This window comes from Serratia sp. 201 (assembly GCF_037027545.1).
Classification (GTDB): Bacteria; Pseudomonadota; Gammaproteobacteria; order Enterobacterales; family Enterobacteriaceae; genus Serratia; species Serratia bockelmannii.
Genome location: NZ_JAXCHC010000002.1, coordinates 1,289,693 through 1,314,169 on the forward strand (window position 1 = coordinate 1,289,693; position 24,477 = coordinate 1,314,169).

The window sequence follows — 24,477 nt, forward strand, 5'->3', positions numbered from 1 at the left end:
TATCCGCTTGCGTTTAAAATCAGCAACCACGGCAATAAATCAGAGTTCTGTCAACTTTTGCTGACAGATCGCTTCTACCGCCCGGTGCGAGGGAGTATCATCATCGTCAACGATCCCCGCACCTGCAGAGATAAGGCCAACACTGATGCGTTTGGAAGTATTTTGCGAAGACCGCCTCGGTCTCACTCGAGAATTACTCGATCTTTTGGTATCGCGCAGCATTGACTTACGTGGCATCGAAATCGATCCCATCGGCCGCATTTACCTCAATTTCTCCCAGCTGGATTTCGATACTTTCCGCGCGCTGATGGCGGAGATCCGCCGCATCGCCGGCGTGACAGACGTGCGCACCGTCAGCTTTATGCCTTCCGAACGCGAACATCGCGCGCTGCGTGCGCTGCTGGAATCGATGCCGGAACCGGTGTTCTCTATCGACATGAAGGGCAAGGTCGAGCTGGCCAACCCGGCGGCGCAGGCGCTGTTCAGCCTGAACGAAGACAAGATCCGCAACCAGACCGCCGGGGCGCTGATCGGCGGCTATAACTTCAGCCGTTGGCTGGAGAGCGAGCATACGGCGCCGCACGCCGAGCGGGTGGTGATCCGCAGCCAGGACTTCCTGATGGACATCACGCCTATCTATCTGGAAGACGAACAGCAGCAGGCGGCCGCGGTCGGCGCGGTGGTGATGCTGAAGTCCACCGCGCGCATGGGCCGCCAACTGCAAAATCTGTCGGTGAACGACGATACCGAATTCGACCACATCGTGGCGGTGAGCGCCAAGATGCGTCACGTGCTGGAGCAGGCGCGCAAGCTGGCGATGCTCGATGCGCCGCTGCTGATCGTCGGCGATACCGGTACCGGCAAGGATATTCTGGCCCGCGCCTGCCATTTGCGCAGCCCGCGTGGCAAACAGCCGTTCCTGGCGCTGAACTGCGCCGCGCTGCCGGATGACGTGGTGGAGAGCGAACTGTTCGGCCATGCGCCGGGCGCTTATCCCAACGCGCTGGAAGGCAAGAAGGGCTTCTTCGAGCAGGCCAACGGCGGTTCGGTGCTGCTGGATGAGATCGGCGAAATGTCGCCGCGTATGCAGACCAAGCTGCTGCGTTTCCTCAACGACGGCACGTTCCGCCGCGTTGGCGAAGAGCATGAGGTGCACGTCGACGTGCGCGTGATCTGCGCCACCCAGAAAAACCTTACCGAGCTGGTGCAGCGCGGCGAATTCCGCGAAGATCTCTATTATCGCCTCAACGTACTGACCATCACCATCCCGCCGCTGCGCGAACGTCCGCAGGACATCATGCCGCTGACCGAGCTGTTCGTGGCGCGCTTCGCCGATGAGCAGGGGGTGGCGCGGCCCAAGCTGGCGAACGATCTGGGCGGCTTCCTCAGCAAGTACGGCTGGCCGGGCAACGTGCGTCAGCTGAAAAACGCTATCTACCGCGCGCTGACGCAAACCGAAGGCTACGAACTGCGGCCACAGGATATCGTGTTGCCGGAGTTTGAGGTGGAGATGTCGCTGGGCGACGAGGTGCTGGACGGTTCGCTGGACGACATCAGCAAGCGTTTCGAGCGCTCGGTGCTGACGCGCCTGTATCGCACCTATCCCAGCACCCGCAAGCTGGCGAAGCGGCTGGGCGTTTCCCATACCGCCATCGCCAACAAGCTGCGCGAGTATGGCCTGAGCAGCCGCAAAGGCGGCGCTGAGGGCGAAGAATAAGAAAGGCGCCTTGCGGCGCCTTTAATGGGTATCCAAAGCCGGCGTTCGCCGGCTTTGTTATTTCAGCGCAGCCAGCGCCGCGTCGTAATCAGGCTCGGTGGTGATTTCGTTCACCAGCTCGCTGTACAGCACGTTGTCCTGGCCATCCAGCACCACGACCGCACGCGCGGTCAGGCCTGCCAACGGGCCTTCGGCGATTTCGACGCCGTACGCCTGCTTGAACTCGGCGCCGCGCAGGGTAGACAGGGTAACCACGTTGCTCAGGCCTTCCGCGCCGCAGAAGCGAGACTGCGCGAACGGCAGATCGGCGGAGATGCACAGCACCACGGTGTTATCCAGGCCGCTGGCCAGCTGGTTGAATTTACGCACCGACGTCGCGCAGACGCCGGTATCGATGCTTGGGAAGATGTTCAGGACTTTGCGTTTACCCGCGAAGCTGCTCAGCGCCACGTCTGACAGGTCTTTGGCAACCAGCGAGAAGGCCTTGGCCTGTTCGCCCTGCTGTGGCAGTTTGCCTGCTACGCTGACCGGATTGCCTTGAAAATGTACTGTCTGAGTCATTGCTAGATTCCTTTTACAGGTGTTTATACAAAGGGTATGAACCTGATGAAACGGCGCGCCGGCAACGGCATTTAACATCAGGTTCACACCCTGGCGCCAGTTTATGACAACCGGGGCGGATTGGATATCAAAGTTTGCTAAATAGTTGTATATATTAGGCTGTTCTATAAAACATCACCGGCGCATCAGCCTGGCTGAATGCGCAGTTTTCGCTCAGGAGCCGTTATGAGAGACATGCGTTTTTACCCGGAAGCCTGGCCGCTGCATACTGCCTTCGTGATTGCGCGCGGCAGCCGCACCGAAGCCCGGGTGGTGGTGGTCGAAATCGAACAGCAGGGCGTGCGCGGCACCGGTGAATGTACGCCGTACCCGCGTTACGGCGAGAGCGAGGAATCGGTGATGGCACAGCTGGCAGAGATGGCGCCGGCGATCGCACAAGGCATGACCCGCGAACAGCTGCTGGTGCAGATGCCGGCGGGCGCCGCCCGCAACGCGCTGGATTCGGCGCTGTGGGATCTGGAGTGCCGCCTGCACGGGCAGAGCCTGTGGCAGCGCAGCGGTGTGACGGCCCCGGCGCATATCCGTATGGCGCAGACCGTCAGCATCGGCACGCCGGAAGCGATGGCCTTCGCCGCGCGTGAACTGGAGCAGCAGGGCGCCACGCTGCTGAAGATCAAACTCGACGATCACTATATCAGCGAACGATTGGTAGCGATCCGCGCCGCGGTACCGCAGGCGACGCTGATCGTCGACGCTAATGAGTCCTGGCAGGCGGAAGGGCTGGCGGCGCGCTGCCAGCTGCTGGCCGATCTCGGCGTGGCGATGCTGGAGCAGCCGCTGCCGGCCGGTGACGACGCTGCGTTGGAGCACTTTATCCATCCGCTGCCGATCTGCGCCGATGAGAGCTGCCACACCCGTGCCGATCTGCCGCGGCTGGCGCAACGCTATCAGATGGTCAATATCAAACTGGACAAAACCGGCGGCTTGACCGAGGCGCTGGCGCTGGCGCAGGCCGCGCGCGAACAAGGGTTCGCCATCATGCTCGGCTGCATGTTGTGCACGTCACGGGCGATATCCGCCGCCTTGCCGCTGGCGCCGGCGGCGCGCTTCGTCGATCTGGACGGCCCGACCTGGCTGGCGCGGGACGTCGAACCGGGTCTGGCGTTCGAATGCGGGGCGATCGTCGATATCGCCCCGTAGGGATTAATTCGGGTAGGTCAGCAGCTCGGTCATCGCGTCGATGTAGCGCTCGCTGGCGGCATCGGCGGAGATCGGCGGGAATTCGGCGGTGATGCACGGCAGCGACAGATCTGCGCACCAGCTGCCGAACGAACCGGGCGTTTCATAGCCGACGCTGGTCACCAGCGGCAGTTCGAATTTGTGCGACAGCCAAACGCCGAGCCGCGAGCTGGCGGGATCTTCGATGCAGGCCAGCGGTTCGTGGAACGACACCACCCAGTGCGGCTTCAGACGATGGATCAGATGACACAGCGCCTGGGTTTCCGGTTCGGAACCGGGGCGCCCACCGGTGGAGAGCTTGACGTCGCGCACCGGCGCCGCGCTGTTCCAGCGGTAGACGGTGTCGCCGGAGCGCCAGTTGGCGGCCGGGAAGTTGCGATTCAGATCGACGCCGTTGGCATTGGCGCGCAGCCCCAGCTGACAGCCGTCGGGGTTGACCGCCAGCACCACGTGGTGACGCAGTCGTTCGGGGGCGATGCTGCGCAGCGCGCAAGATAGGGTCACGATGGCGGCGCTCTCATCGCCGTGGGTGCCGGCGATGATAAGCCCGGTCTCCGGGCCGCTGATCGCCGCCGGGAAATAGAGCAGCGGCGCGCCCAGCAGCGAGCTGCCGTAGTTCTCTCCTGCGATGGCCAACTGGCCACGTTCACTGCGTGGTCGATGTTCGGTCATGGTGTTGTCCCTGGATTAAAGGTCGAGAGTCATTGTCATTTTATTCAGTGTATTACGCTTTGAGGCATCTTTCCCATCGCAATTGTGCGACGTTTGCGCAATCTGTGACGCCGCGGCGGTGAAAATGCCAATTAAACCGCACCTGGCCTGGCGCTGTTGTTATACTAACGGCAGAGCTAAGCCAATCACCCGCAAGAGGATTTAACATGCCAGTAGCCAGAATCATCGCCAGCTATAGCGAAAATGAAAATGACACCATCACGCTGCTGTGCGGCGTGGATGCTGAAAACCAGATCCGTCAGGGGGAATGGTTCGGCGTGGTGAAAAATGACGACGGGCGCGGGGACGAATCGAACTATCCGTTCACCCTGCATATCGATTACCAAAAAGATGTCTTCTACCTCGACTACGGCTACGACGACGCCGACGCGCGCCAGCTGCAAAAAACCGATATCTCGGCCCGTCCGCTGGCCGAGAAAGGCTTTTTCACCGTGTTCGATGAAGAAGAGGGTGAAGAGTTCAGCTACCGCATCAACAGCATCCACCTGTACGACTGACGGTCGCCGCTGTAAACACCGCCCGTGCCGCTCCGCGCCGCACGGGTTTTTTATTGCCTGAATCGCACTTTTTGCAACTTCTCGGCCGTGAGCGCTAGGCCGGACGGATCTTGTGCTATATGATAAAAAATTCAGATGGTTAACGGGGGTAAATCATAATGACGGGAAGAAAAATGCAACGGGGTTTTCGTTTGGCGCTTTGCGCGGCGGCGATCGGCGCCTGTATGAGCAGCGCTATGGCGGCGCAGGTTCCCCCGGGCACCGCGTTGGCGGCCAAACAGGAAATCGTGCGCCACATTAAAGACGAACCGGCCTCGCTTGATCCGATTAAAGCGGTAGGCCTGCCGGAGGCCCAGCTGGCGCGCGACCTGTTCGAAGGGCTGGTCAATCAGGACGCCAATGGGAAAGTGATCCCCGGCGTCGCCACGCGCTGGCAGACCAGCGATAACCAGACTTATATTTTCCATCTGCGCAAAGATGCGCGGTGGTCAAACGGTGACCCTGTCACGGCAAAAGACTTCGTCTACAGCTGGCAGCGGCTGGTCGAACCGAAGAACCTGTCGCCGTTTGCCTGGTTCGCGCAGTTAGCGGGGATCCAGAACGCCGAGCAGATCATCAGCGGCAAACTGCCGGCCGATCGCTTGGGCGTGTCGGCGCCGGACGACTATACGCTTAAAGTACAGCTGGACAAGCCGGTGCCGTACTTCGTCAGCCTGACGGCTAACTTCAGCCTGTTCCCGGTGAATAAGGCGGTGGTGGAAAAATACGGCAACGACTGGACCAAGGTCGGCAATCTGGTGGGCAACGGCGCGTTCAAACTGCAAGAGCGGGTGGTGAACGAGAAGCTGGTGCTGACGCCTAACGATCATTACTGGGATCATGCGCAAACCGTGCTGACCAAAGTGACCTTCGTGCCGATCAATCAGGAATCCAACGCCACCAAGCGTTACCTGGCGGGCGATATCGACATCACCGAATCCTTCCCGAAAAACATGTATCAGAAGCTGCTGAAAGATATTCCGGGGCAGGTGTACACGCCGGATCAGCTCGGCACCTATTACTACGCGTTCAACACCCAGCGCGCGCCGACCAACGACGTGCGGGTGCGCCAGGCCTTGTCCTACGCCATCGATCGCAAGATTATCGCGGAAAAAGTGCTGGGCACCGGCGAAAAACCGGCCTATCACTTCACGCCGGACGTGACTGCCGGGTTCAAACCGGAGGCGAGTTTGCTGCAACAGCAATCGCAGGCGGAGCTGGATGCGCAGGCCAAGGCGTTGTTGCAGGCGGCCGGTTACGGCCCGAACAACCCGCTGAAGCTGATGCTGTTGTATAACACCTCGGAAAGCCACCAGAAGATCGCCATCGCCGTGGCTTCAATGTGGAAGAAAAAGCTCGGCATTGACGTCAAGCTGCAAAACCAGGAGTGGAAAACCTATATCGACAGCCGTAATACCGGTAATTTCGACGTGATCCGCGCCTCCTGGGTAGGTGACTATAACGAGGCGTCGACCTTCCTGTCGCTGTTGACCTCTACCCACAGCGGCAACATTGCCAAGTTCAAGAACGCGGACTACGACAAGCTGCTGGCGCAGGCGGGGCGGGAAACCAACCCGGCGGCGGTGACCGCCGATTACAACAAGATGGAGCAAATCATTGCCGATCAGGCACCGATCGCGCCGATTTACCAGTACACCAACGGCCGCCTGATCAAACCGTGGGTAAAAGGCTACCCGATCACCAATCCGGAAGACGTGGCCTATAGCCAAACGATGTATATTATCAAACACTGATTGGGCTTATTTTTCACCCCCGCGTAACGCGGGGGATTTATTTTTATTGACGGTTAAATGAAGAAGGTAATTAATTTATCCACGCGATAAACCCCGTTTAATAATAAACAGGGTTGCCATCATCACATTATTTTTTGCTATTTCAGAGAGCGGTTACGCTTATAGACAGTCCCGCATGGCATCCACCACCACACGGCCGCTCATGTCGGTTTGGGTGATGCGATAGCTGGTGGGATAAGAGCGGCGAGTGCTGAAACGATCGTGGACGGAGACCTTGCCAATCTGCAGGCCGGCGGCGTTTTTTACCACGAATTCACTGATCTCTTCCTGCCCCTGGTTTTGCAAATGGATATTGCTGATTTTTTCCAGCGTATCGCTGGCGTTTATTTTTAAATGGTCGCGTAACATAACTACCTCCTCGTAGTGAGAAAAGTATATGCCCCTAAAATTTGCGCTGAAACAGCTTTGTGTTGATTTATTATTATCATTTTGAATTAAAAGTGATAGCAATATGTTAAGTCATAATAATAACGGCATTACCAGTGCTTTATCGGCGATATTGCCCGATTTATCGGCAATGGTTTATTTCATTACCGTTATTATTAGTCTGCATTAATCGGGAAAAGCGCTCGCCTGGCCGCCGGGGCGGGAAAGACGCAGGCGACGTTGTGCCCGCAGCCGGGAACGATCGTTAACCGATGCGGCTTATCCGGCGCCAGGTAACGCCGGTCATAGTCGGCATAGGCCAGGGCGCGCTGCAATCGATAGGGGCCCTGCAGCTGGGCGGCGCAGGATTTGTCGAGTATCCGATAGTAGGCGCCCGGCGTGGTGCCGGTATCCTCGGCGGCGGCCAGATAGGTGATATCGGCGGCGGCGTAACGCCGGCGCGCCGTGTCTGCGGGGCGCTGTAGATGAACGGGAAGCGCTTCCAGGCCGTATTTCCACTGGTTAGCCTGTGGGCACTGGCCGCCATTCACCGTTTGCCAACGGAATCGACAGGTTTTTTCACTGCCGCAGCTTCCCCTGCTTGTGGGCTGAGGACGCAGATTCTCAAAGTAGAGCCAGCTGCCGGGATCGGCCACCACATAGCGCAGACGCACCCCGTTTGGCGGATGGGCAAAGCCGACATAGTGCTGCACGAACTGGGCGCCGGCGGAAAAACCGGCCACGGTTATCGACTGCAGCGATGGCCAGCGCCGTTTCAGATCGGCCAGCAGGTTATCCAGGGCGTTGAACGAACCGGTTTTCCCGCTATTATCCAAATCGCCTGCGATCCAGGAGCCGCAGCGCCACAGGGCATCGCCGTCTTGCGGTGACGGGAGCCCGGCGGAATGGCAATGAACGGCAAGTTTCTCCGGCACCTGGAACAGCGGGGCGACCAATAAGCCATTGTCTCCCGCTCCCTGCGCGGCATCGATCGCCGCTTGCAACGTCTTGGCGACATCGCGCGGGCGGCCGTGCATCACCACCAGTGCGGTGCGCGGCTGGCGGGAGTGAGCGTGAGCGACAAAATAAGGCAGTGAACCCGCCGCCGTCGGCGCGTGATAGGGCGTGGCGAGGCGTTCTAATACCGGCTCTGCACGAACCGATTGGCCGAACAGCAGCAGGGCGGCCATTGCGATGTAGCGCAGGCGGCGCATCCTCGTCAGGTTCGGCGCAGCGCAGTGCGCAGTTGTCTCAGGACTTCCCGGCATCGTTGTTCCTCACGCGCTCGTTGATAGTAGCGATAAAAGGCGCGTTCCGAACTGAGGTTACCCGCCAGCGCCAGTTGCCTGAAGATTAAGTATGTCAGACTGAGCATGATGATAATAAATATAAAGCCGGGGAACAGCAGCTGCCAGCCGTCGGTGATGCGCGCACCGGACATAAACACCAGCGACGGCGCGATAACCAGCACGCCAAGCTGCCGCAAGCCCCATTGCGCCAGCACAGGCATTAGCACCAACAGAGTGACGAATAGCAGGTATTTCAACAGATAGCGACAGGAAAGCAGCGAGCGTTTTAACGCACTGTTGGCGCGTCGTTGCAAAACGAAACCCTCGGACGTGGTGCGCAGGATCTGCTGTCGGCCGCCAGTAGGTCTGTAGCGCTCCAGCGCCGTTACGCCGTCCGGCAGTGCCAGCAATTGCTGCAACTCCGCCAGCCCGACGGTTTTGCTACCGATGTAATCCCTAAACAGTAAGAGCTGCATGCGCTCACTGTGGGGCTTCTCGACGGATTCGAGTAGCTTGAGCAGCTTGTCATGGTTTTCCCGCCGAATACGAAATGGCGTTTTAACAACGGCGATAAACAGGGTGATAACGGTCAAACTGACTTTGAGAATATCTGCGGCGCTGATCTCAAACATGGGGGCTTCCTGTCGTTGCGATGTGTTCCCTAAGGCCAGAAGTATAGAGCACGTTTTTCACCTGGCGTGAAAACTGGCGTTACAGCTTGGCCTTTGATCTCCAAGGCGTTAAGGCTAGACTCAGCAACATAAGTAAGACTGAGGGGATAAATGAATGGATGTGATTGAGGGGAGCGAGCTGCAGATCGCCGATGCGGTTTACGCCTACCAGCTGGACGGCAAGGGCGGCGTCACGCCGATCGAGCAAGATGACAAGATCACCTGCGACGCGCCGTGCTGGCTGCATCTTGATTACGCGCACCCGGCCAGCGCCGAATGGCTGAGCACCACGCCGCTGCTGCCGGACTCGGTGCGCGAAGCGCTCTCCGGCGAAAGCTCTCGGCCACGCGTCAGCCGCCAGGGCGAAGGCACCATGATCACCCTGCGCAGCATCAACTTCAATGCCAACTCACGGCCGGACCAGTTGGTCACCATCCGTGTGTACATCACCGATAAACTGATTATCTCCACGCGGCACCGCAAGGTGTATTCCATCGATCAGGTGGTGAACGATTTGCAAAGCGGCGCCGGGCCGACCAACAGCGGCAACTGGCTGGTGGAGATTTCCGATGCGTTGACCGATCACACCAGCGAATTCATTGAGGATCTGCACGACAAGATTATCGATCTGGAGGACGCCTTGCTGGAACAGCAGGTGCCGGAGCGTGGTCAGCTGGCGTTGATCCGTAAACAGCTTATCGTGCTGCGCCGTTACATGGCGCCGCAGCGTGACGTTTTCGCACGGCTGGCCAGCGACCGCCTGCCGTGGATGAGCGACGACGATCGCCGCCGCATGCAGGACATCGCCGATCGCCTGGGGCGCGGGTTGGACGATCTGGACGGCAGCATCGCGCGCACCGCTATCTTGTCCGACGAAATCACCACGGTGATGGCCGACGCGATGAACCGCCGCACTTACACCATGTCATTGTTAGCGATGGTCTTTTTACCTACCACCTTCCTGACCGGGCTGTTTGGCGTCAACCTTGGCGGCATACCGGGCGGCGGTAACCCCTTCGGTTTCGCGGCATTTTGCCTGATGTTGGTCGGGTTGGTGCTTGGCGTCGCCTGGTGGCTGAAGCGCAGCCGCTGGCTGTAGGTGAAAATGACGAAAACCCGGTTAACATTGAGCAAAATCAACATTTAGCCGGGGGAAATGGGGCATGATCTCTCGCGCAGGTGAATGCAACGTCAAGCGATGGGCGTTGCGCTCCATAATTGTCTTACTTTCTTATTTTTGAATTACTGCATAGCACATTTGATTCGTACAATGCCGGTTTAATCACCGGCATTTTTTTATTCGGCTTCCCTTCTTCTTCAGGCCGCGCTTTCATCCCAGAAGCTGGCTTCAATCTTGTGCCCATCCAAATCCCGGACAAAGCAGCCGTAGTAAGCCTCACCGTAATGCGGCCGCGAACCGGGCGCGCCTTCATCGACGGCACCGGCCAGCAGCGCCTGGCGATGGAATTCATCCACCTGTTGCTTACTGGTGGCGAAAAAACCGACGTGCGTACCGTTGCCGGGTGAGGCCGGGCGGCCGTTGATCGGCACCTGCAGCCAAAACTCCGGGTAGTCGCGGCCGTAACCGATGGCGCCGGGATGCTCCAGCACTCGTCGGCATCCCAAGGCGGCCAGCGCACGATCGTAAAAGGCGGCGGCGGCCTCGAAATCGTTGGAGCCCAGCGAGATGTGGGACAGGCAGGGGGTAATATTCATTGCGCGATCTCCATGTAACTGTATAAATAAACAGTATAGGGTAAAAACGGCACTGCCCAGTAAATTTTGCGCAAACTGTGAACAGGATCGAGATCGTCGAGAAAGGGAAATGTCGCCGCTCGCAGGATGGCAAGCGGCGAGGGGGCTTATTTGATTTCCAGCACGTTCAAACGTTCTGGCGCAGGTATCGCGTCGTCCGAGTCTTCCGGCTGCCAGCCGACCGGCTGCATCGGGATGTCTTCGCGATCGAAGGCCAAATCGCCGCCGTCTACCACGGCGCTCCCGTGGTGAATGCCCTTGAAATCGAACAGATTGATATCGCTCAGGTGCGAAGGCACCACGTTTTGCATGGCGCTGAACATGGTTTCCAGCCGGCCAGGATAACGTTTGTCCCAGTCACGCAGCATATCGCCGATCACCTGGCGCTGCAGGTTAGGCTGCGAGCCGCACAGGTTGCATGGAATGATCGGGAACGCTTTGGCGATCGAGAAACGCTCGATGTCTTTCTCGCGGCAATAGGCCAGCGGGCGAATGACCACGTGCTTGCCGTCGTCGCTCATCAGTTTGGGCGGCATGCCTTTCATCTTGCCGCCGTAGAACATGTTGAGGAACAGCGTCTGCAGAATGTCGTCACGGTGATGGCCCAGCGCGATCTTGGTGGCACCCAGTTCGGTGGCGGTGCGGTACAGAATGCCGCGGCGCAGGCGCGAGCACAGTGAACAGGTGGTTTTGCCTTCCGGGATCTTGTCTTTGACGATGCTGTAGGTGTTCTCTTCGACGATCTTGTATTCCACCCCCAGGCTTTCCAGGTAGGCAGGCAAAATATGCTCAGGGAAGCCGGGCTGTTTCTGATCGAGATTCACCGCGATCAGCGAGAAGTTGATCGGCGCGCTCTGCTGCAGGTTACGCAGGATCTCCAGCATGGTGTAGCTGTCTTTACCGCCGGACAGGCAGACCATGATGCGGTCGCCTTCTTCAATCATATTGAAATCGGCGATCGCTTCGCCCACGTTGCGGCGCAGGCGCTTTTGCAATTTGTTCAGGTTGTACTGCTCTTTTTGGCTAACGGATTGCTTTTCTGACATTTAAATCGTGCTCATTCTCAATAGGGGGCACTAGGGGCATGGCGTTGTAGACCGCGAGTTTACCATTCAACCGGCCGATTTTGATCATTATTCATCATCCAGCCGCCACGCACCCGACGCGAGGTCTGTATGGTACGGATTGTAGCGATGAATACCAGCAGGTTTTTCAGCTCGCCGCTTTATCGGTTTCCCTTAAAAGCCTTCGCCGTCATTTGAACGAAGGCCTTGAGGGAACGTTGTTTCGCGGTGCAGGTCTCATCTCAGACAGAACTTACTTCGAGAGGCACTGAGAGCATGAAAGGAATCGCTGTTGTTGGATTTTACGCATCGTTTTTTGCCTACGCAGAAAACGCACTGGCGTTTGACACGATACCTGTTGGTCTGAGCGAACCGACCGAAACCGTGGTACTGGTACCGCGCGAGCAAAAAGAGCGTCTTGATGGCAAGGATAAGGGAGATGCACTTTATTGTTATTATGACGGGAAATTATTCTCGCTGGGCGCCACGTTCAAAGACAAGGTTTGCGCTTTAGCGGAGATTAAAACGGATAAGCCGTTCTCGGCACGCGTCATGGCCCAATGGATAAAAGAAAAAAGTGCGGCTCGCTAAGTGTGAAACCCCTGAGCATTGAGGCCCACCGCTGATTCAAACGGTATGTGAAAACAGGGCGCGAATCGCTCGCGCCCTGAGGGAGGTTACTCAGCAGCGGACTTTTCCGCCTTACCGGCCAGCAGGCTGAGGAAATCGTATTTCTCCTTCAGCTCTTTCTCGGCGGCCTGATACAGCGCGCTGGCCACCTCCGGCTGCTGCGCGTTCAGGCGGCGGAAACGCTGTTCTTTCAGCAGCGTTTCCGACAGGTTGCTGTTTGGCGGCCGCGAATCCAACGCTAACGCGGCCTTGCCCTCGGCGCTACGGCGCGGATCGAAGCGGTACAGCGGCCAGAAGCCGGTGGCGGTCAGCTGTTTCATCTGATCGTGGCTGAGCGCCAGATCGTAGCCGTGTTCTTCGCACGGGCTGTAGGCGATGATCAGCGACGGGCCCGGATAGGCCTCGGCCTCCTGAATCGCTTTCACCGTTTGGTTAAGCTGCGCCCCCAGCGAGATCTGCGCGACGTAGACATGGCCGTACATCATCATGCTGACGCCCAGATCCTTGCGCGCCTTGCGCTTGCCGTGCTCGCCGAACTTGGTCACCGCGCCGAGCGGCGTGGCTTTCGACTGCTGGCCGCCGGTGTTGGAGTAGCATTGGGTGTCGAGCACCAGCACGTTGACGTTCTCCGTCAGGCTGAGGACGTGATCCAACCCGCCGAAGCCGATGTCGTAGGCCCAGCCGTCCCCGCCGATCAGCCAGATGGATTTATCGACCAGGTAATCGGCGTCGGCCGCCAGCTGGCGTGCGTCTTCACCTTCAATACTCGCCAGCAGCGTGCGCAATTCGGCGATTTGCTTACGGCGCGGCTCCGGCGCCACATCTTCCATCTGCAGGGCATTGACCAACTGCTCCGGCAGCTGCGGCGCCAGCGAATTCAGCAGGCGCAGCACCCGTGCGCGATGTTGATCGACCGTCAGACGGAAGCCCAGGCCGAATTCGGCGTTGTCTTCGAACAGCGAGTTGGCCCACGCCGGCCCGCGCCCTTCGGCGTTGGTGGTGTACGGCGTGGTCGGCAGATTGCCGCCGTAGATCGAGGAACAGCCGGTGGCGTTGGCGATCAGCAAACGGTCGCCATAGAGCTGGGTCAGCAGCTTGATGTACGGCGTTTCGCCGCAGCCGGAGCAGGCGCCGGAGTATTCGAACAGCGGCGTGATCAGCTGCGAGGTGCGAATGTCGATGCGCTCCAGCTGCGCTGGATCGATTTCCGGCAGCTGCAGGAAGAAGTCGTAGTTGTCTTTTTCCGCCGTCAGATTATCGAGGCGCGAAGCCATGTTGATGGCCTTGATCTCTGGGTTCTGGCGATCTTTCGCCGGGCAGACCTCGACGCACAGGTTACAGCCGGTGCAATCTTCCGGCGCCACTTGCAGTACGTATTTCTGGCCGCGCATATCGCGTGATTTGACATCCAGAGACTGCAGGGAAGCGGGGGCGTGTTCCATCTCCGACGGCTGAACCACTTTGGCGCGAATGGCTGAGTGCGGGCAGGCGGCGACGCAGTGGTTGCACTGGGTGCACAGATCGGGCTGCCAGACCGGGATCTCTTCGGCGATGTTGCGCTTTTCCCACTGGGTGGTGCCCACCGGCCAGGTGCCGTCCGGCGGGAAGGCGGAAACCGGCAGCGCATCGCCCAGCCCGGCCAGCATCGCGGCGGTAACGGTTTTGACGAAGTCCGGCGCGGCGTCCGAGACCACCGGTGGGCGCATCGGGCTGCTGTCGTCGACCGGCTGCAGTGGAATTTCAATCAGTGCGCCACGGGTGGCGCCCAGCGCCTGCCAGTTGCGCTCGACGATCTCCTGGCCCTTGTTGCTGTAGCTGCGCGCGATGGCATCCTGCAGCTGTTGCAGCGCCACGTCGCTCGGCAGGATCTGCGTCAGGTGGAAGAACGCCATCTGCATTACGGTGTTGATGCGCGCGCCGAGCCGGCATTCGCGCGCCAGCTTGGCGGCGTTGATGATATAGAAACGCGCCTGGCGTTGATGCAGCAGCGCCTGTACCTCCTGCGGCAAGCGTGACCAGACCTCGTCGGCGCCGTAAGGGGTATTGAGCAGGAAGGTACCGCCGGGTTTGAGACGTTCAACCATCTGATACTTATCGATAAACTGCAGCTGGTGGCAGCCGACGAAATCCGCCTGGCTGACCAGATAGGCCGAATTGATCGGCTGCTCGCTGACGCGCAGATGCGACACCGTCAGGCCGCCGGCCTTTTTGGAGTCGTAGACGAAATAGCCCTGCGCATACAGCGGCGTGGCGTTGCCGATGATTTTGATGTTGTTCTTGGTGGCCGAGACCGAACCGTCGCTGCCCAAACCGTAGAACAGCGCTTCCAGCGAGGCGCGCTGCGGCAGGATTTCGTCGCTCAGCGGCAGTGAAAGCCCGGTGACATCATCGAAGATGCCGACGGTAAAGCGCGGGCGCGGCTGCGGCTGGGCCAGCTCGCGAAACACCGCCAGCGCACAGTCCGGGCCGAACTCTTTCGACGACAGGCCGTAACGGCCGCCGATCACCCGCGGCAGCGTGGCGCGCTCACCCCGGCTGTAGGCCTCCGCCAGCGCGGTCATCACGTCCAGATACAGCGGTTCGGCCAGCGCGCCCGGTTCTTTGGTGCGATCGAGCACCGCGACGTTGCGCACGCTGTCCGGCAGCGCGCCGAGCAGGTATTTGGCGGAGAACGGCCGGAACAACCGGACTTTCAGCACGCCGACTTTCTCGCCGCGGGCCAGCAGGGTGTCAATCACCTCTTCGCAGGTGCCGGCGGCGGATCCCATCACCACCACCACGCGCTCGGCCTGCGGGTGGCCGTAATAGTCGAACGGCCGATAGTGGCGGCCAGTGAGGGCGGCGAAGGCCGCCATGGCGTCGATCACGTGTTGGCCGGTGGCGTCATACCACGGGTTGGTGGCTTCGCGCGACTGGAAATAAGTGTCCGGGTTGGCGGAAGTGCCGCGCACCACCGGATGATCGGGCGACAGCGCCCGGCTGCGGTGAGCGTCGATCGCCGCCTGCGGCAGCATTTGCCGCAGCGTATCGTCGCTGAGCGGCACGATCTTGTTGATTTCGTGCGAGGTGCGGAACCCGTCGAAGAAGTGGATAAACGGCACGCGCGCGTTGAGAGTGGCGGTCTGTGAGATCAGCGCGAAGTCCTGCGCCTCCTGCACGTTGCTGGCGCACAGCATGGCGCAGCCGGTTTGGCGCACCGCCATCACGTCCGAATGGTCGCCGAAGATCGACAGCGCGTGTGTGGCTACGGTGCGGGCGGCGACGTGCAGCACGAACGGCGTCAGCTCTCCGGCCAGTTTGTACAGCGTCGGGATCATCAGCAGCAGACCCTGCGATGAAGTGAACGAAGTCGACAGTGCGCCGGTTTGCAAGGCGCCGTGCACGGTGGCGATCGCGCCGCCCTCAGACTGCATTTCCACCACCCGCGGAGTATCGCCCCAGATGTTTTGCCGGCCATCGCCGGACCAAGCGTCTGCTTGCTCCGCCATGGTGGAACTTGGCGTGATAGGGTAGATGGCAATCACTTCGTTGGTGCGATAGGCCACGGAAGCGACTGCGTTATTACCATCTGTAGTTATCATCGACATTACCTTTTCATTGCTCACAAAGCCGCGAAAGCACACTTTCGCAGTAATGGGAAAAAGTCTAACAGAGGGTTTGAACGTGGCTTTATCGCGTTTGTGTGGCGGGTGATAAATCGTCAATGGCGTATTTCCTCGCCGAATGAGATGCAGTGGCAATAAATTGTTTTGACCGTTTAAAGACAATTTATTTCCGGCGCGTCATAATTGCGCATCGGCAAACTGACAGAAGAAAATCATGAGCGCATTTATGTATTTGACGATGGCGATAGTCGCGGAAGTGATCGCCACCACCATGTTGAAAGCCTCCGAGGGCTTTACCCGCCTGTGGCCGTCGCTGCTGGTGGTGCTGGGTTACGGCGTGGCCTTTTGGGGGCTGTCGATGGTGGTCAAGAGCATGCCGCTGGGCATCGTGTATGCGATTTGGTCGGGTATGGGCATCGTGCTGGTGTCGATCGCCGCGGTATTCGTTTACCAGCAAAAATTGGATTGGCCAGCGATTGTCGGCATGGGATTAATTATTGCCGGCGTGCTGGTGATTAATTTACTGTCTAAAGCCTCGGTGCACTGAGTGTTATTTTAATGTGAAAAAAGGCCGGCGTGACAGCAAGTCGCGCCGGTTGAAGAATTCAGCCATCATTCACTGAAAATAGTGGAATGCTAATTACTTAGCGCCGCCAGCATAGACGTAAATATCGTCCTCTCCGGTAGCAAAAAATGCGTCGTCTCACTGAAAGCACGTGAAGATAATGAATACCGATATCGCGGGAGAAATCTCTTCGTCAGCAGCGGTGACGTTATCACTTTCTGCGTGCGGCCGGGGCTAGGCACAGGGTGGCGCTGTCACATTTGGCGTATCGCGCCGGGGCGGAAATATTCTGCAAACAAAATAAATGTCCGGCCGGTGCAAAAAAATGACAAATAATGGCTGGAATATATTTTCATTATTTATATATCGAGCTAGATTAAACAAGTTTGCATCAAAGATAGCGAAACGTGTCCGCTAAGTGACGCGCGTTATCAGCAATGGCGATTTTACACAGCGCAGTTCCGGGTTCAGGAGTGGGATAATGACGACATCAAAATGGTTGCTTGCCAGCGCCGTGCTGCTTTTAGCCGCCTGCAGCAGCAATAACGAAGAGCCAGTACAGCAGGGCAACAGTGCCAGAATCAATACGTTGCAGACCAGCGCCGGTTGCGCGGCGGTCGGTGGCGTTACTACCATCGCGCATAACCTGAACGGTGAAGCGCTGCGCATGTGCCAAATGCCGAATGGCAAGCAGTGCGAAGAACGCACGCTGGGCCTGGGCAGCTGCGCCGGGTAAGCCCGCAGCGACAGGCCCGGATCAATACACCCAGTCGCGCAGGGTATAAACCAGCGTGTGGCCGCTGCCGTTGAGCGTCAGTTGCTGCGCGTTCAGCATCACGTCGGCGCCGTTTTCGAGCACGGTGCCGATCACCCGATCCCAGCGGTTGCGCTGCTCATCAGGGCACAGCTTGCGCGTCGAGGCCAACGGTTTTACCGTCAGCACGCCGTCGCGTAACTGCCCCTGGCCGAAGAAGCGGTTGCACATCGCGCCGGAGACATGCAGGTTCTCGCCAAATTCCAAATTGAGCAGGCCGCCATCCGTTCGTGATTGTGCCGCTTCACCATCTACGCTCTGCAACACGAAGTTGTGATGCAACAGATCGCCGGGTGTGACGGTAGACTGTGGTTTCATGCTGCATCCCCCTAGGACCAGCGTCGCAAGGGCGGCCACCGTGGTTTTTCTCATTGCGTTCTCTCAAATAAACAGGGCGCCGCAAGGGCGCCCCGAAGTTACGCTCAGGCGTTCAGCTGGTTCGGGCAGGCTTCGCCGCGATCCAACAGGCTGATGTTCTGCAGCGTGGTTTGCGAAATGCTGGTCAGCGCCTCTTCGGTCAGGAAAGCCTGATGGCCGGTGAACAGCACGTTATGGCAGGCCGACAGGCGGCGGAACACGTCATCCTGAATCACGTCGTTAGACTTGTCTTCAAAGAACAGATCGCGTTCGTTCTCGTAGACGTCCATCCCGAGCGCGCCGATTTTTTGCTGCTTCAACGCGTCGATGGCGGCGGTAGAGTCGATCAGCGCGCCGCGGCTGGTGTTGATCACCATTACGCCGTTTTTCATCATCGCGAAGGCGTCGGCATTCAGCAGATGGTGGTTTTCCGGCGTCAACGGGCAGTGCAGGGTAATCACGTCGGATTGCGCGTACAGCGTTTTCAGGTCGACATATTCCGCGCCCAGCGCCAGCGCCTGTTCGCTCGGGAAGGGATCGTAGGCCAGCAGCTTCATGCCGAAGCCTTTCAAAATGCGCATCGTCGCCACGCCGATTTTACCGGTGCCGATCACGCCGGCGGTGCGGTTGTGCATGTTAAAACCGATCAGCCCTTCCAGCGAGAAATTGGCGTCGCGAGTGCGTTGATAAGCGCGGTGAATACGGCGGTTCAGGCACATCATCATGCCTACCGCGTGTTCTGCCACGGCCTCCGGCGAGTAGGCCGGCACGCGCACTACCTTGATGCCCAGTTCTTTGGCGGCGTCCAGATCGACGTTATTAAAACCGGCGCAGCGCAGGGCGAGGATCTCGACGCCCAGTGCCGCCAGTTCTTCGAGCACTTCACGGCTGCCGTCGTCGTTGACGAAGATACACACCGCCTTGCAACCGGCGGCCGTTTTGGCGGTTTTTTTGCTGAGTAAAAAGTCGAAGAATTCCAGCTCATAGCCAAACTGCTGATTCACCAGTTCGAGATATTTACGGTCATACTGTTTGGTACTGTATATCGCCAATTTCATCGTGGTTTCTCCACCGTGATTTTGTGATCAATTTAACAGATTTTAGTAAATTCGACAATTGGTTAGCGGTTTGGCCAGCGTGGGGTTTGTTCGGTCAACCAAGAGGATGAAACCGGCCCCATAGGGCCGGTTCACGCGATGTTAGCGAGCGATTTCCGTGTAATGATGCTCATCGTAGTCATGGGTCAAGTACCCGTTGACGGCATCGTTAAAGGCGACCCAATGCGGGGTTTTCTGGTGTGCCGAAAGCGCCGCCTTATCGTCCCAGTTTTCGATCAGCGCGTAGCTGTTTTCATCGTTCTGGCATTGCCAAAGCTGGTAAAAAGAGCAGCCGGTTTCTTTATTGGATTCCTGCACCATGGTGTTGAGCAGGCTGAGAAACGCGGGGCGTTTGGCCGGATTGACCTGAAAAAAGACATTGAGCGTGATCATGGTTTATTTCCTCAGTCGATAATGAAACTGGAATTTCCAGGTGGCAGCAATGTGCTGACTGCGAGGATTCTACGGACTTGATGGTTGACTAAAAGTGAAATAAAGTTCCGATAATATTCATTTTTGGTGAAGGTTTGTGATGTTGAAACGTGCTCAGTTGGTGACCTTTTGCATGGTGGTTGAGTCAGAGAGTCTCACGGCAGCGGCTGAGAGGCTGTTTTGCGTGCCCTCTAACGTGACCAAGAAATTAAAAGAGTTGGAAATGGCGTGTGGCGTTACGCTATTTGATCGTGAGCGCAATCGACTGTCGCTCACACCGGAAGGTCGGGCGCTTTACCATAAAGCCAAGCGCTTTTTGGCTATCGAAGAGCGGGCGCGAGCGCAGCTTGAACAGGATCCGGTGCAGGGTGAACTGAAGCTTGGCGCGCTGGATATCGCCTTGAGTCATCATCTGCCGCAAAAGTTGGCGCATTACCGTGCGCAGAACCGCCGCGTTCAGTTGAGTGTGGTGCAGGGCTATTCGCTGGATCTGGAGTTTCAATTGCAAAAAGGAACTCTGGACGTGGTGTTTTCAGATGGGCCGATAGAACATCCGCAGCTGCAGAGCCGGCGTGCTTTTCAGGAGCGTTTGGTCTTCATTGGCGGGGCGTATCAGCCAGCGTTGTTGGCAAAAAGCGATCTCTATGTTTATTCGCGTCAATGCCACTATCGCCATCTGGTGGACGCCTGGCTGCAAAAGCAGCAAGTGATCCCCGCCGCGCTGCTGGAGGTGGAATGCTATGACGTGATATTCGCCTGCGTAAGCGCGGGGTTGGGGTATGCGTTTGTCCCTGAGAGCCTGGCGCGACAGCGGGAGGTTGCGTATACCGAGTGCGGGAATGAAATGCGCAGCGATATTTATGCTATCTGGCGTAAAGCGAGCGACAGCCGCATAGTACAGGCTTTTATTGAGGCCGTGATTTGAAATTAGCGGCAAAAAAATCCCCACGGGGGTGTGGGGAATGGCTTCTCTAGTACACAGTTAGCTAGCAGCTAAACTTTTATTAGAATGGTTGCAAGACTATTAATCATCAACGGTAACGACAATAACAAAAGTCTGAAAACCGTCCTATTTATGTGATGTATATGTAACGAAAATCTACAACTTCGCACACGTTTGCGCTAAAAAGGTGCAAATCGCCTTTGCGACCCCGCTCAGCTTCACCCTATGTCAAATTCGTGCCATCATTATTGTCAATTCAGGCATAGACTTAACCAATGCCTAACTCAGGAACGAAGCAATCATTTAATGACCAGGCGATTGAAAGTATTCATAGGGACCGTGGCGGGCTGTGCAATTCTGGTGCTGGCGTTATGGCAAACTTTGCCGCGCTGGCTGCCGGGGGTGTTATCGCATTGGTTGCCGGCGGGAAGCCGACTTGAGTTACAGGGCAAGTTGCATTGGCGCCAAGGCGGCCTGGCGTTGCCGGGGGCACGTTTCACCGCGCAAGATTGCCTGCTGGCCAACGTCGGTCCGACGCGGCTGGCTTACCGCCAAGGCCGCTGGCAGCTGTCGAGCGATAAGGTCAGCGTCGATAGCGCCTGTTTGTCAAAACTGCCGGGCGGCGACGCCAACAGCGCGCCGCTGGCGCTCGATCAATTGCAGCGGCAACTGCCTGCGCTGGATCTCACCATTAATGATCTGACGCTTATTCCCTGGCAGCGCTATGCCGGCAAGCTGCAGCTTTCCTCCAGCCCCGACGGGCAACGTCTGCATTATCGGGGACCGAATCTCAGCGCCGAGGCGCGGCTGGATGAAAAACAGCAGCTGACGTTGCAGAGTCTGACCGTCGTCCCGCCCAACAGCGCGCAACCGCTGCACCTAGCCGGTAAGATAACTCTCCCGCTGGATCTGGCCAGCCTGCCGAAGCAGGGCGCGTTGCAGGGTGAAATGCAGACGGCCTATCTGGAAAAACCGGTTTTGCTGGATATGCGCTGGCAACAGCAGCAGGGCGTGTTGACGGTGAGCGAGAAAGGCGACGATCGGCCGCTGGCGGTGCTGCCGTGGGAAGTGACCCCGCAGCGGGTCAGCATCAAGCAGGGCGAGTGGCGTTGGCCCTACAGCGGACAGCCGTTGAACGGCGGCCTCAGCATCGCGCTGCACGACTGGAGCAAGGGATTGGATGAAACGGAGATCAGCGCGCGGCTGAACGTGATCACCGCCGGCCACAACGGCAAGGGTAATGCGGTGCTCACCCTCGGGCCGGGCAAGGTGGGGTTGACCGACAGCGATCTGCGCTTCCAACTGACCGGGCAGGCCAATCTGGCCGATTTCTCCACCACCGCGTCGATCCCGGGCGTGATCGGCGGCAGCATTCTTAACCCGACGCTGGTTCTGCAGCCAGGTTCGCTGCTGCGTCTGTGGGGCAAAGTGACGCCGGAAATGACGCTGGAAGAGGCGCGTCTACCGCTGGCCGGCGTGAAGGTGACCGCCGCCGGCATCACCGGCCGCCTGCAGGCGATTTTGAGCGCCAGCGACAGTTATTGGGGGCGTTTCAAGCTCCACCTGGACGGCCAGGCGCAGGATTTCTGGCCGGACAAGGGCGACTGGCAGTGGCGTTACTGGGGCAACGGCCGGTTGCCGCCGCTGCAGGCCGCCTGGGACGTCGCCGGCAGCGGTCGTTGGCAGGACAGCGAGCTGGTGCTCGACAAGCTCTCCACCGGTTTCGACAAATTGAAGTACGGTCTGGTGACGGTCGCCGCGCCGCGCTTGAGCCTCAACCAGCCGCTGCGCTGGCAGCGTGATGAACAAAGCCCGCAGTTCAACGGCGAATTCCAGCTGGCGGCGGATAAGGTCAGCTTCAGCGACGGTGGCTATCTGCCGGCGCCGGTGCTGGCGCTGCAGGTGAACGGCCGTTCGCCGGACAGTTTCCAGATGCAGGGCAAGCTGCAGGCGCAACAGATCGGGCCGATCGCGCTGCGCGGCCGTTGGGACGGCGAACGTCTGCGCGGCGAAGGCTGGTGGCCGAAACAGTCGCTGAAGGTCTTCCAACCGCTGTTGGCACCGGATCTCAATCTCACGCTGCGCGACGGCGAGTTTTACGCGCAGTCGGCGTTTTCCGCCGCCCGTGAACAAGGGTTCGAGGCCGGTGGCCACTGGGTGGTGAAAAACGGCGGCATGTGGCTGAAAGACGGCGAAATGAGCGGCCTGGATTTCATCCTGTCGTACCGTTTCAAGCAGCATCACTGGCAATTGGGAGCTAAACAGCCGGTATCGCTGCGCATCAAGTCTTTCACCAACCTGTTCGAGATGCAGAACATTTCCGCCGATCTGCAGGGCACCTATCCTTATAGCGAAGGGCAGCCACTGACGTTGAGCAACGTCGGCGTGGACATGCTCAACGGGCATATCAGCCTGTCGGCGCTGCGGTTGCCGCAGCATGACGCCGCGGTACTGAAGCTGGATAAGGTCGATCTCAGCGCGCTGTTTACCGCCCTGAAACCGAAGCAGTTCGCCATGTCCGGCCGGGTCGACGGCGAGCTGCCGCTGTTCCTGAACCATCCGAAGTGGTTGGTGCAAAACGGCTGGATCGCCAACGCCGGCACGTTGACGCTGCGCCTGGACAAAGACATGGCCGACGCCATCGGCAGCAATAACCTGGCGACCGGCGCGGCGATCGACTGGCTGCGCTACATGGAAATCAACCGTTCGCATGCCCGGGTCGATCTCGACAACCTGGGCGAGTTGACGCTGAGCGCGCGCATCGACGGCATCAACCCGCAGAAAAGCGCCAAGCGCGAGGTGATCCTGAACTATCGCCATCAGGAAAACGTGTTTCAGCTGTGGCGCAGTTTGCGCTTCGGCGACAATTTACAGGAGTGGCTGGAGCAGGCCCTCTCACAACCTGGGGAGCAACAATGAAAATCATGAGTGTGTCGACGCTGGCAGCGGTGCTGTGCGTTTCGCTGCTGAGCGGCTGCGTGCCGCGCATCGAGGTGGCGACGCCGAAGGATCCGATCACCATCAATATGAACGTCAAGATCGAGCATGAAATTCATATCAAGGTGGATAAGGACGTCGAAAACCTGCTGAAAACCCAAAGCGGTCTGTTCTAGGAGCCGACATGAAAAAACGTTATTTGTGGCTGGCCGGCGCCGCCTGGTTGTTCAGTGGCATGGCGATGGCGCTGACGCTGGATGAGGCGAAGCAGCAAGGGCGGGTAGGTGAAACCCTGAGCGGCTACATCGCGCCGGTGAAGCAGGACGCGGAAACCCTGGCGCTGGTGAAACGCATCAACGCCGGCCGCGCCGAGAAGTATCAGGAAGTGGCGAACGGCAACCATATCGCCGTCGACGAAGTGGCGCGCATGGCCGGGCAGAAGCTGGTGACGCGGGCGCAGAGCGGCGAGTATGTGCGCGGCATCAACGGGCAGTGGCTGAAGAAATAAAAAAAGCGCGCCGTCTGGCGCGCCAAAAGATACGGATAGATGATTATTATGAGGGTAGTGCAGGTTTGACAGGACTTGCCTCTTGTCCGGCAGGGGCTCGGCGCCCCTGCGCAGGGTCTTAGGCAGCAACCACCTGAGACAGGGCCGCCTTGGCGTCTTCCTGTGCTTTGGTCGCCACTTCCGGGCCATAGGCGATGCCTTCCGCGAAGACGAACTCCACGTCGGTGATGCCGATGAAGCCCAGGAACAGACGCAGGTAAGGTTCTACCAGGTCGGTCGGGGTGCCTTTATGGATGCCGCCGCGGCTGGTCAGGATCACGGCGCGTTTGTTTTTCACCAGGCCTTCCGGACCGTTTTCGGTGTAACGGAAGGTCACGCCGGCGCGGGCAACCAGGTCGAAATAGTTTTTCAGCTGGGTCGGAATGTTGAAGTTGTACATCGGTGCGGCAATCACGATGACGTCATTGGCCTGCAGCTCGGCGATCAGCTCGTCCGACAGGGCCAGCGCTTCTTGTTGACGTGGAGTCAACGGAGCATCGGAAGGACGCAGCGCGCCGACCAGTTCACCGTCCAGCACCGGGATTGGCTGTGCGGCCAGATCGCGCACGGTGATGGTGTCGCCGCTGTGGGCGTTGCTCCATTGCTCTACGAAGAAATCGGCCAGTTGGTTAGACTGAGAGTAGGTCGCCAGGATGCTTGATTTCAGAACCAATACGTTGCTCATCGATAATTCCTTACGTTGTGACAGTGACATCAGGACTCAGCGTCCCTTGCATGAAGTACATGCTATTCACATTCCCCCAACAGTGATAGCGCAATATTTCGAGATCTCCGTTCAATTTTAT

Annotated in this window: 25 protein-coding genes; 13 read left to right on the plus strand and 12 right to left on the minus strand. The window is 58.6% G+C overall.

From position 1 onward, the window contains the following. The first annotated feature begins 145 nt into the window (after positions 1 to 145). Positions 146 to 1,717, plus strand: coding sequence for a transcriptional regulator TyrR (gene tyrR, locus WA302_RS14375; protein WP_025302997.1), 1,572 nt, complete (start codon positions 146 to 148; stop codon positions 1,715 to 1,717). Positions 1,718 to 1,774: 57 nt separating this feature from the next. Here the strand turns inward: tyrR and tpx are convergent, their stop codons facing one another. Continuing rightward, complete coding sequence (tpx, locus tag WA302_RS14380) at positions 1,775 to 2,278, minus strand: thiol peroxidase (RefSeq protein ID WP_004930536.1); 504 nt, start codon at positions 2,276 to 2,278, stop codon at positions 1,775 to 1,777. A gap of 225 nt (positions 2,279 to 2,503) precedes the next feature. Between tpx and ycjG the strand changes: the two genes are divergently transcribed. Continuing rightward, a complete protein-coding gene (gene ycjG / locus WA302_RS14385; protein WP_043143636.1) occupies positions 2,504 to 3,478 on the plus strand; it encodes an L-Ala-D/L-Glu epimerase in 975 nt (324 codons plus the stop codon). A 3-nt stretch (positions 3,479 to 3,481) separates the two neighbouring features. On the opposite strand, the gene mpaA is transcribed toward ycjG, so the two are convergent. Next, on the minus strand, positions 3,482 to 4,189 hold the full coding sequence (gene mpaA, locus WA302_RS14390) for a murein tripeptide amidase MpaA (RefSeq protein WP_025302995.1): 708 nt from the start codon (positions 4,187 to 4,189) through the stop codon (positions 3,482 to 3,484). 206 nt (positions 4,190 to 4,395) lie between these two features. Between mpaA and WA302_RS14395 the strand changes: the two genes are divergently transcribed. Further along, positions 4,396 to 4,746, plus strand: coding sequence for a hypothetical protein (locus tag WA302_RS14395; protein ID WP_025302994.1), 351 nt, complete (start codon positions 4,396 to 4,398; stop codon positions 4,744 to 4,746). Between the two features lie 158 nt (positions 4,747 to 4,904). Beyond that, complete coding sequence (locus tag WA302_RS14400) at positions 4,905 to 6,539, plus strand: peptide ABC transporter substrate-binding protein (RefSeq protein ID WP_336064319.1); 1,635 nt, start codon at positions 4,905 to 4,907, stop codon at positions 6,537 to 6,539. 159 nt (positions 6,540 to 6,698) lie between these two features. Here the strand turns inward: WA302_RS14400 and WA302_RS14405 are convergent, their stop codons facing one another. The 3 genes from WA302_RS14405 to WA302_RS14415 all read right to left on the minus strand — a co-directional run bounded on the left by WA302_RS14405 (position 6,699) and on the right by WA302_RS14415 (position 8,886). Further along, complete coding sequence (locus WA302_RS14405) at positions 6,699 to 6,947, minus strand: hypothetical protein (protein ID WP_004930507.1); 249 nt, start codon at positions 6,945 to 6,947, stop codon at positions 6,699 to 6,701. Between the two features lie 194 nt (positions 6,948 to 7,141). Beyond that, the gene (locus tag WA302_RS14410) at positions 7,142 to 8,233 is read right to left on the minus strand and encodes a hypothetical protein (protein WP_336064320.1); all 1,092 of its coding nucleotides are present in this window, start codon (positions 8,231 to 8,233) and stop codon (positions 7,142 to 7,144) included. Beyond that, positions 8,185 to 8,886: a hypothetical protein gene (locus tag WA302_RS14415; protein ID WP_049207466.1), complete on the minus strand. Its 702-nt coding sequence runs from the start codon at positions 8,884 to 8,886 to the stop codon at positions 8,185 to 8,187. Before WA302_RS14415 ends, WA302_RS14410 begins: the two co-directional genes overlap by 49 nt. 154 nt (positions 8,887 to 9,040) lie before the next feature. On the opposite strand from WA302_RS14415, the gene zntB reads away from it, so the two are divergent. Then, a complete protein-coding gene (gene zntB / locus WA302_RS14420; RefSeq protein WP_025302990.1) occupies positions 9,041 to 10,024 on the plus strand; it encodes a zinc transporter ZntB in 984 nt (327 codons plus the stop codon). A gap of 218 nt (positions 10,025 to 10,242) precedes the next feature. Here the strand turns inward: zntB and WA302_RS14425 are convergent, their stop codons facing one another. Both WA302_RS14425 and ttcA read right to left on the minus strand, forming a co-directional pair. Next, entirely contained in the window at positions 10,243 to 10,641 is a 399-nt protein-coding gene (locus WA302_RS14425) for a VOC family protein (RefSeq protein ID WP_099817206.1), read from the minus strand. A 146-nt stretch (positions 10,642 to 10,787) separates the two neighbouring features. Next, positions 10,788 to 11,726 carry a tRNA 2-thiocytidine(32) synthetase TtcA gene (gene ttcA / locus WA302_RS14430; protein ID WP_025302988.1) on the minus strand — a complete coding sequence of 313 codons (939 nt, stop codon included), beginning with the start codon at positions 11,724 to 11,726 and terminating at the stop codon, positions 10,788 to 10,790. A 294-nt stretch (positions 11,727 to 12,020) separates the two neighbouring features. Here ttcA and WA302_RS14435 point away from each other — a divergent pair, with 294 nt between their 5' ends. Beyond that, the gene (locus WA302_RS14435) at positions 12,021 to 12,335 is read left to right on the plus strand and encodes a hypothetical protein (protein WP_025302987.1); all 315 of its coding nucleotides are present in this window, start codon (positions 12,021 to 12,023) and stop codon (positions 12,333 to 12,335) included. Between the two features lie 86 nt (positions 12,336 to 12,421). Here the strand turns inward: WA302_RS14435 and nifJ are convergent, their stop codons facing one another. Further along, positions 12,422 to 15,955 carry a pyruvate:ferredoxin (flavodoxin) oxidoreductase gene (gene nifJ, locus WA302_RS14440; RefSeq protein WP_060433153.1) on the minus strand — a complete coding sequence of 1,178 codons (3,534 nt, stop codon included), beginning with the start codon at positions 15,953 to 15,955 and terminating at the stop codon, positions 12,422 to 12,424. Between the two features lie 238 nt (positions 15,956 to 16,193). Between nifJ and ssmE the strand changes: the two genes are divergently transcribed. Further along, positions 16,194 to 16,526: a multidrug efflux SMR transporter SsmE gene (gene ssmE / locus WA302_RS14445; RefSeq protein ID WP_025302985.1), complete on the plus strand. Its 333-nt coding sequence runs from the start codon at positions 16,194 to 16,196 to the stop codon at positions 16,524 to 16,526. Between the two features lie 499 nt (positions 16,527 to 17,025). Further along, positions 17,026 to 17,280 (plus strand): DUF333 domain-containing protein, encoded by a 255-nt coding sequence (locus WA302_RS14450; RefSeq protein WP_015377999.1) that lies wholly within the window; start codon positions 17,026 to 17,028, stop codon positions 17,278 to 17,280. Between the two features lie 21 nt (positions 17,281 to 17,301). Here WA302_RS14450 and hslJ read toward each other — a convergent pair whose 3' ends face one another. The 3 genes from hslJ to WA302_RS14465 all read right to left on the minus strand — a co-directional run bounded on the left by hslJ (position 17,302) and on the right by WA302_RS14465 (position 19,205). Next, positions 17,302 to 17,730, minus strand: coding sequence for a heat shock protein HslJ (gene hslJ, locus WA302_RS14455; RefSeq protein WP_049205463.1), 429 nt, complete (start codon positions 17,728 to 17,730; stop codon positions 17,302 to 17,304). Positions 17,731 to 17,780: 50 nt separating this feature from the next. Next, the gene (locus WA302_RS14460; RefSeq protein WP_025302983.1) at positions 17,781 to 18,773 is read right to left on the minus strand and encodes a 2-hydroxyacid dehydrogenase; all 993 of its coding nucleotides are present in this window, start codon (positions 18,771 to 18,773) and stop codon (positions 17,781 to 17,783) included. 141 nt (positions 18,774 to 18,914) lie between these two features. Continuing rightward, positions 18,915 to 19,205: a putative quinol monooxygenase gene (locus WA302_RS14465; protein WP_025302982.1), complete on the minus strand. Its 291-nt coding sequence runs from the start codon at positions 19,203 to 19,205 to the stop codon at positions 18,915 to 18,917. Between the two features lie 139 nt (positions 19,206 to 19,344). Here WA302_RS14465 and WA302_RS14470 point away from each other — a divergent pair, with 139 nt between their 5' ends. The 5 genes from WA302_RS14470 to WA302_RS25340 all read left to right on the plus strand — a co-directional run bounded on the left by WA302_RS14470 (position 19,345) and on the right by WA302_RS25340 (position 23,754). Then, positions 19,345 to 20,169 carry a LysR family transcriptional regulator gene (locus tag WA302_RS14470; RefSeq protein ID WP_080287156.1) on the plus strand — a complete coding sequence of 275 codons (825 nt, stop codon included), beginning with the start codon at positions 19,345 to 19,347 and terminating at the stop codon, positions 20,167 to 20,169. A gap of 324 nt (positions 20,170 to 20,493) precedes the next feature. After that, on the plus strand, positions 20,494 to 23,106 hold the full coding sequence (locus WA302_RS14475; protein WP_025302980.1) for a YdbH family protein: 2,613 nt from the start codon (positions 20,494 to 20,496) through the stop codon (positions 23,104 to 23,106). After that, positions 23,103 to 23,300 (plus strand): YnbE family lipoprotein, encoded by a 198-nt coding sequence (locus WA302_RS14480; RefSeq protein ID WP_025302979.1) that lies wholly within the window; start codon positions 23,103 to 23,105, stop codon positions 23,298 to 23,300. Before WA302_RS14475 ends, WA302_RS14480 begins: the two co-directional genes overlap by 4 nt. Positions 23,301 to 23,308: 8 nt before the next feature. After that, entirely contained in the window at positions 23,309 to 23,632 is a 324-nt protein-coding gene (locus WA302_RS14485) for a YdbL family protein (RefSeq protein ID WP_025302978.1), read from the plus strand. Next, positions 23,617 to 23,754, plus strand: a complete 138-nt coding sequence (locus WA302_RS25340; protein ID WP_127145959.1) for a hypothetical protein — start codon at positions 23,617 to 23,619, stop codon at positions 23,752 to 23,754. Before WA302_RS14485 ends, WA302_RS25340 begins: the two co-directional genes overlap by 16 nt. On the opposite strand, the gene azoR is transcribed toward WA302_RS25340, so the two are convergent. Continuing rightward, positions 23,751 to 24,356: an FMN-dependent NADH-azoreductase gene (gene azoR / locus WA302_RS14490; protein WP_015377994.1), complete on the minus strand. Its 606-nt coding sequence runs from the start codon at positions 24,354 to 24,356 to the stop codon at positions 23,751 to 23,753. The two genes, WA302_RS25340 and azoR, sit on opposite strands and share 4 nt — an antisense overlap. Positions 24,357 to 24,477: the final 121 nt, after the last annotated feature.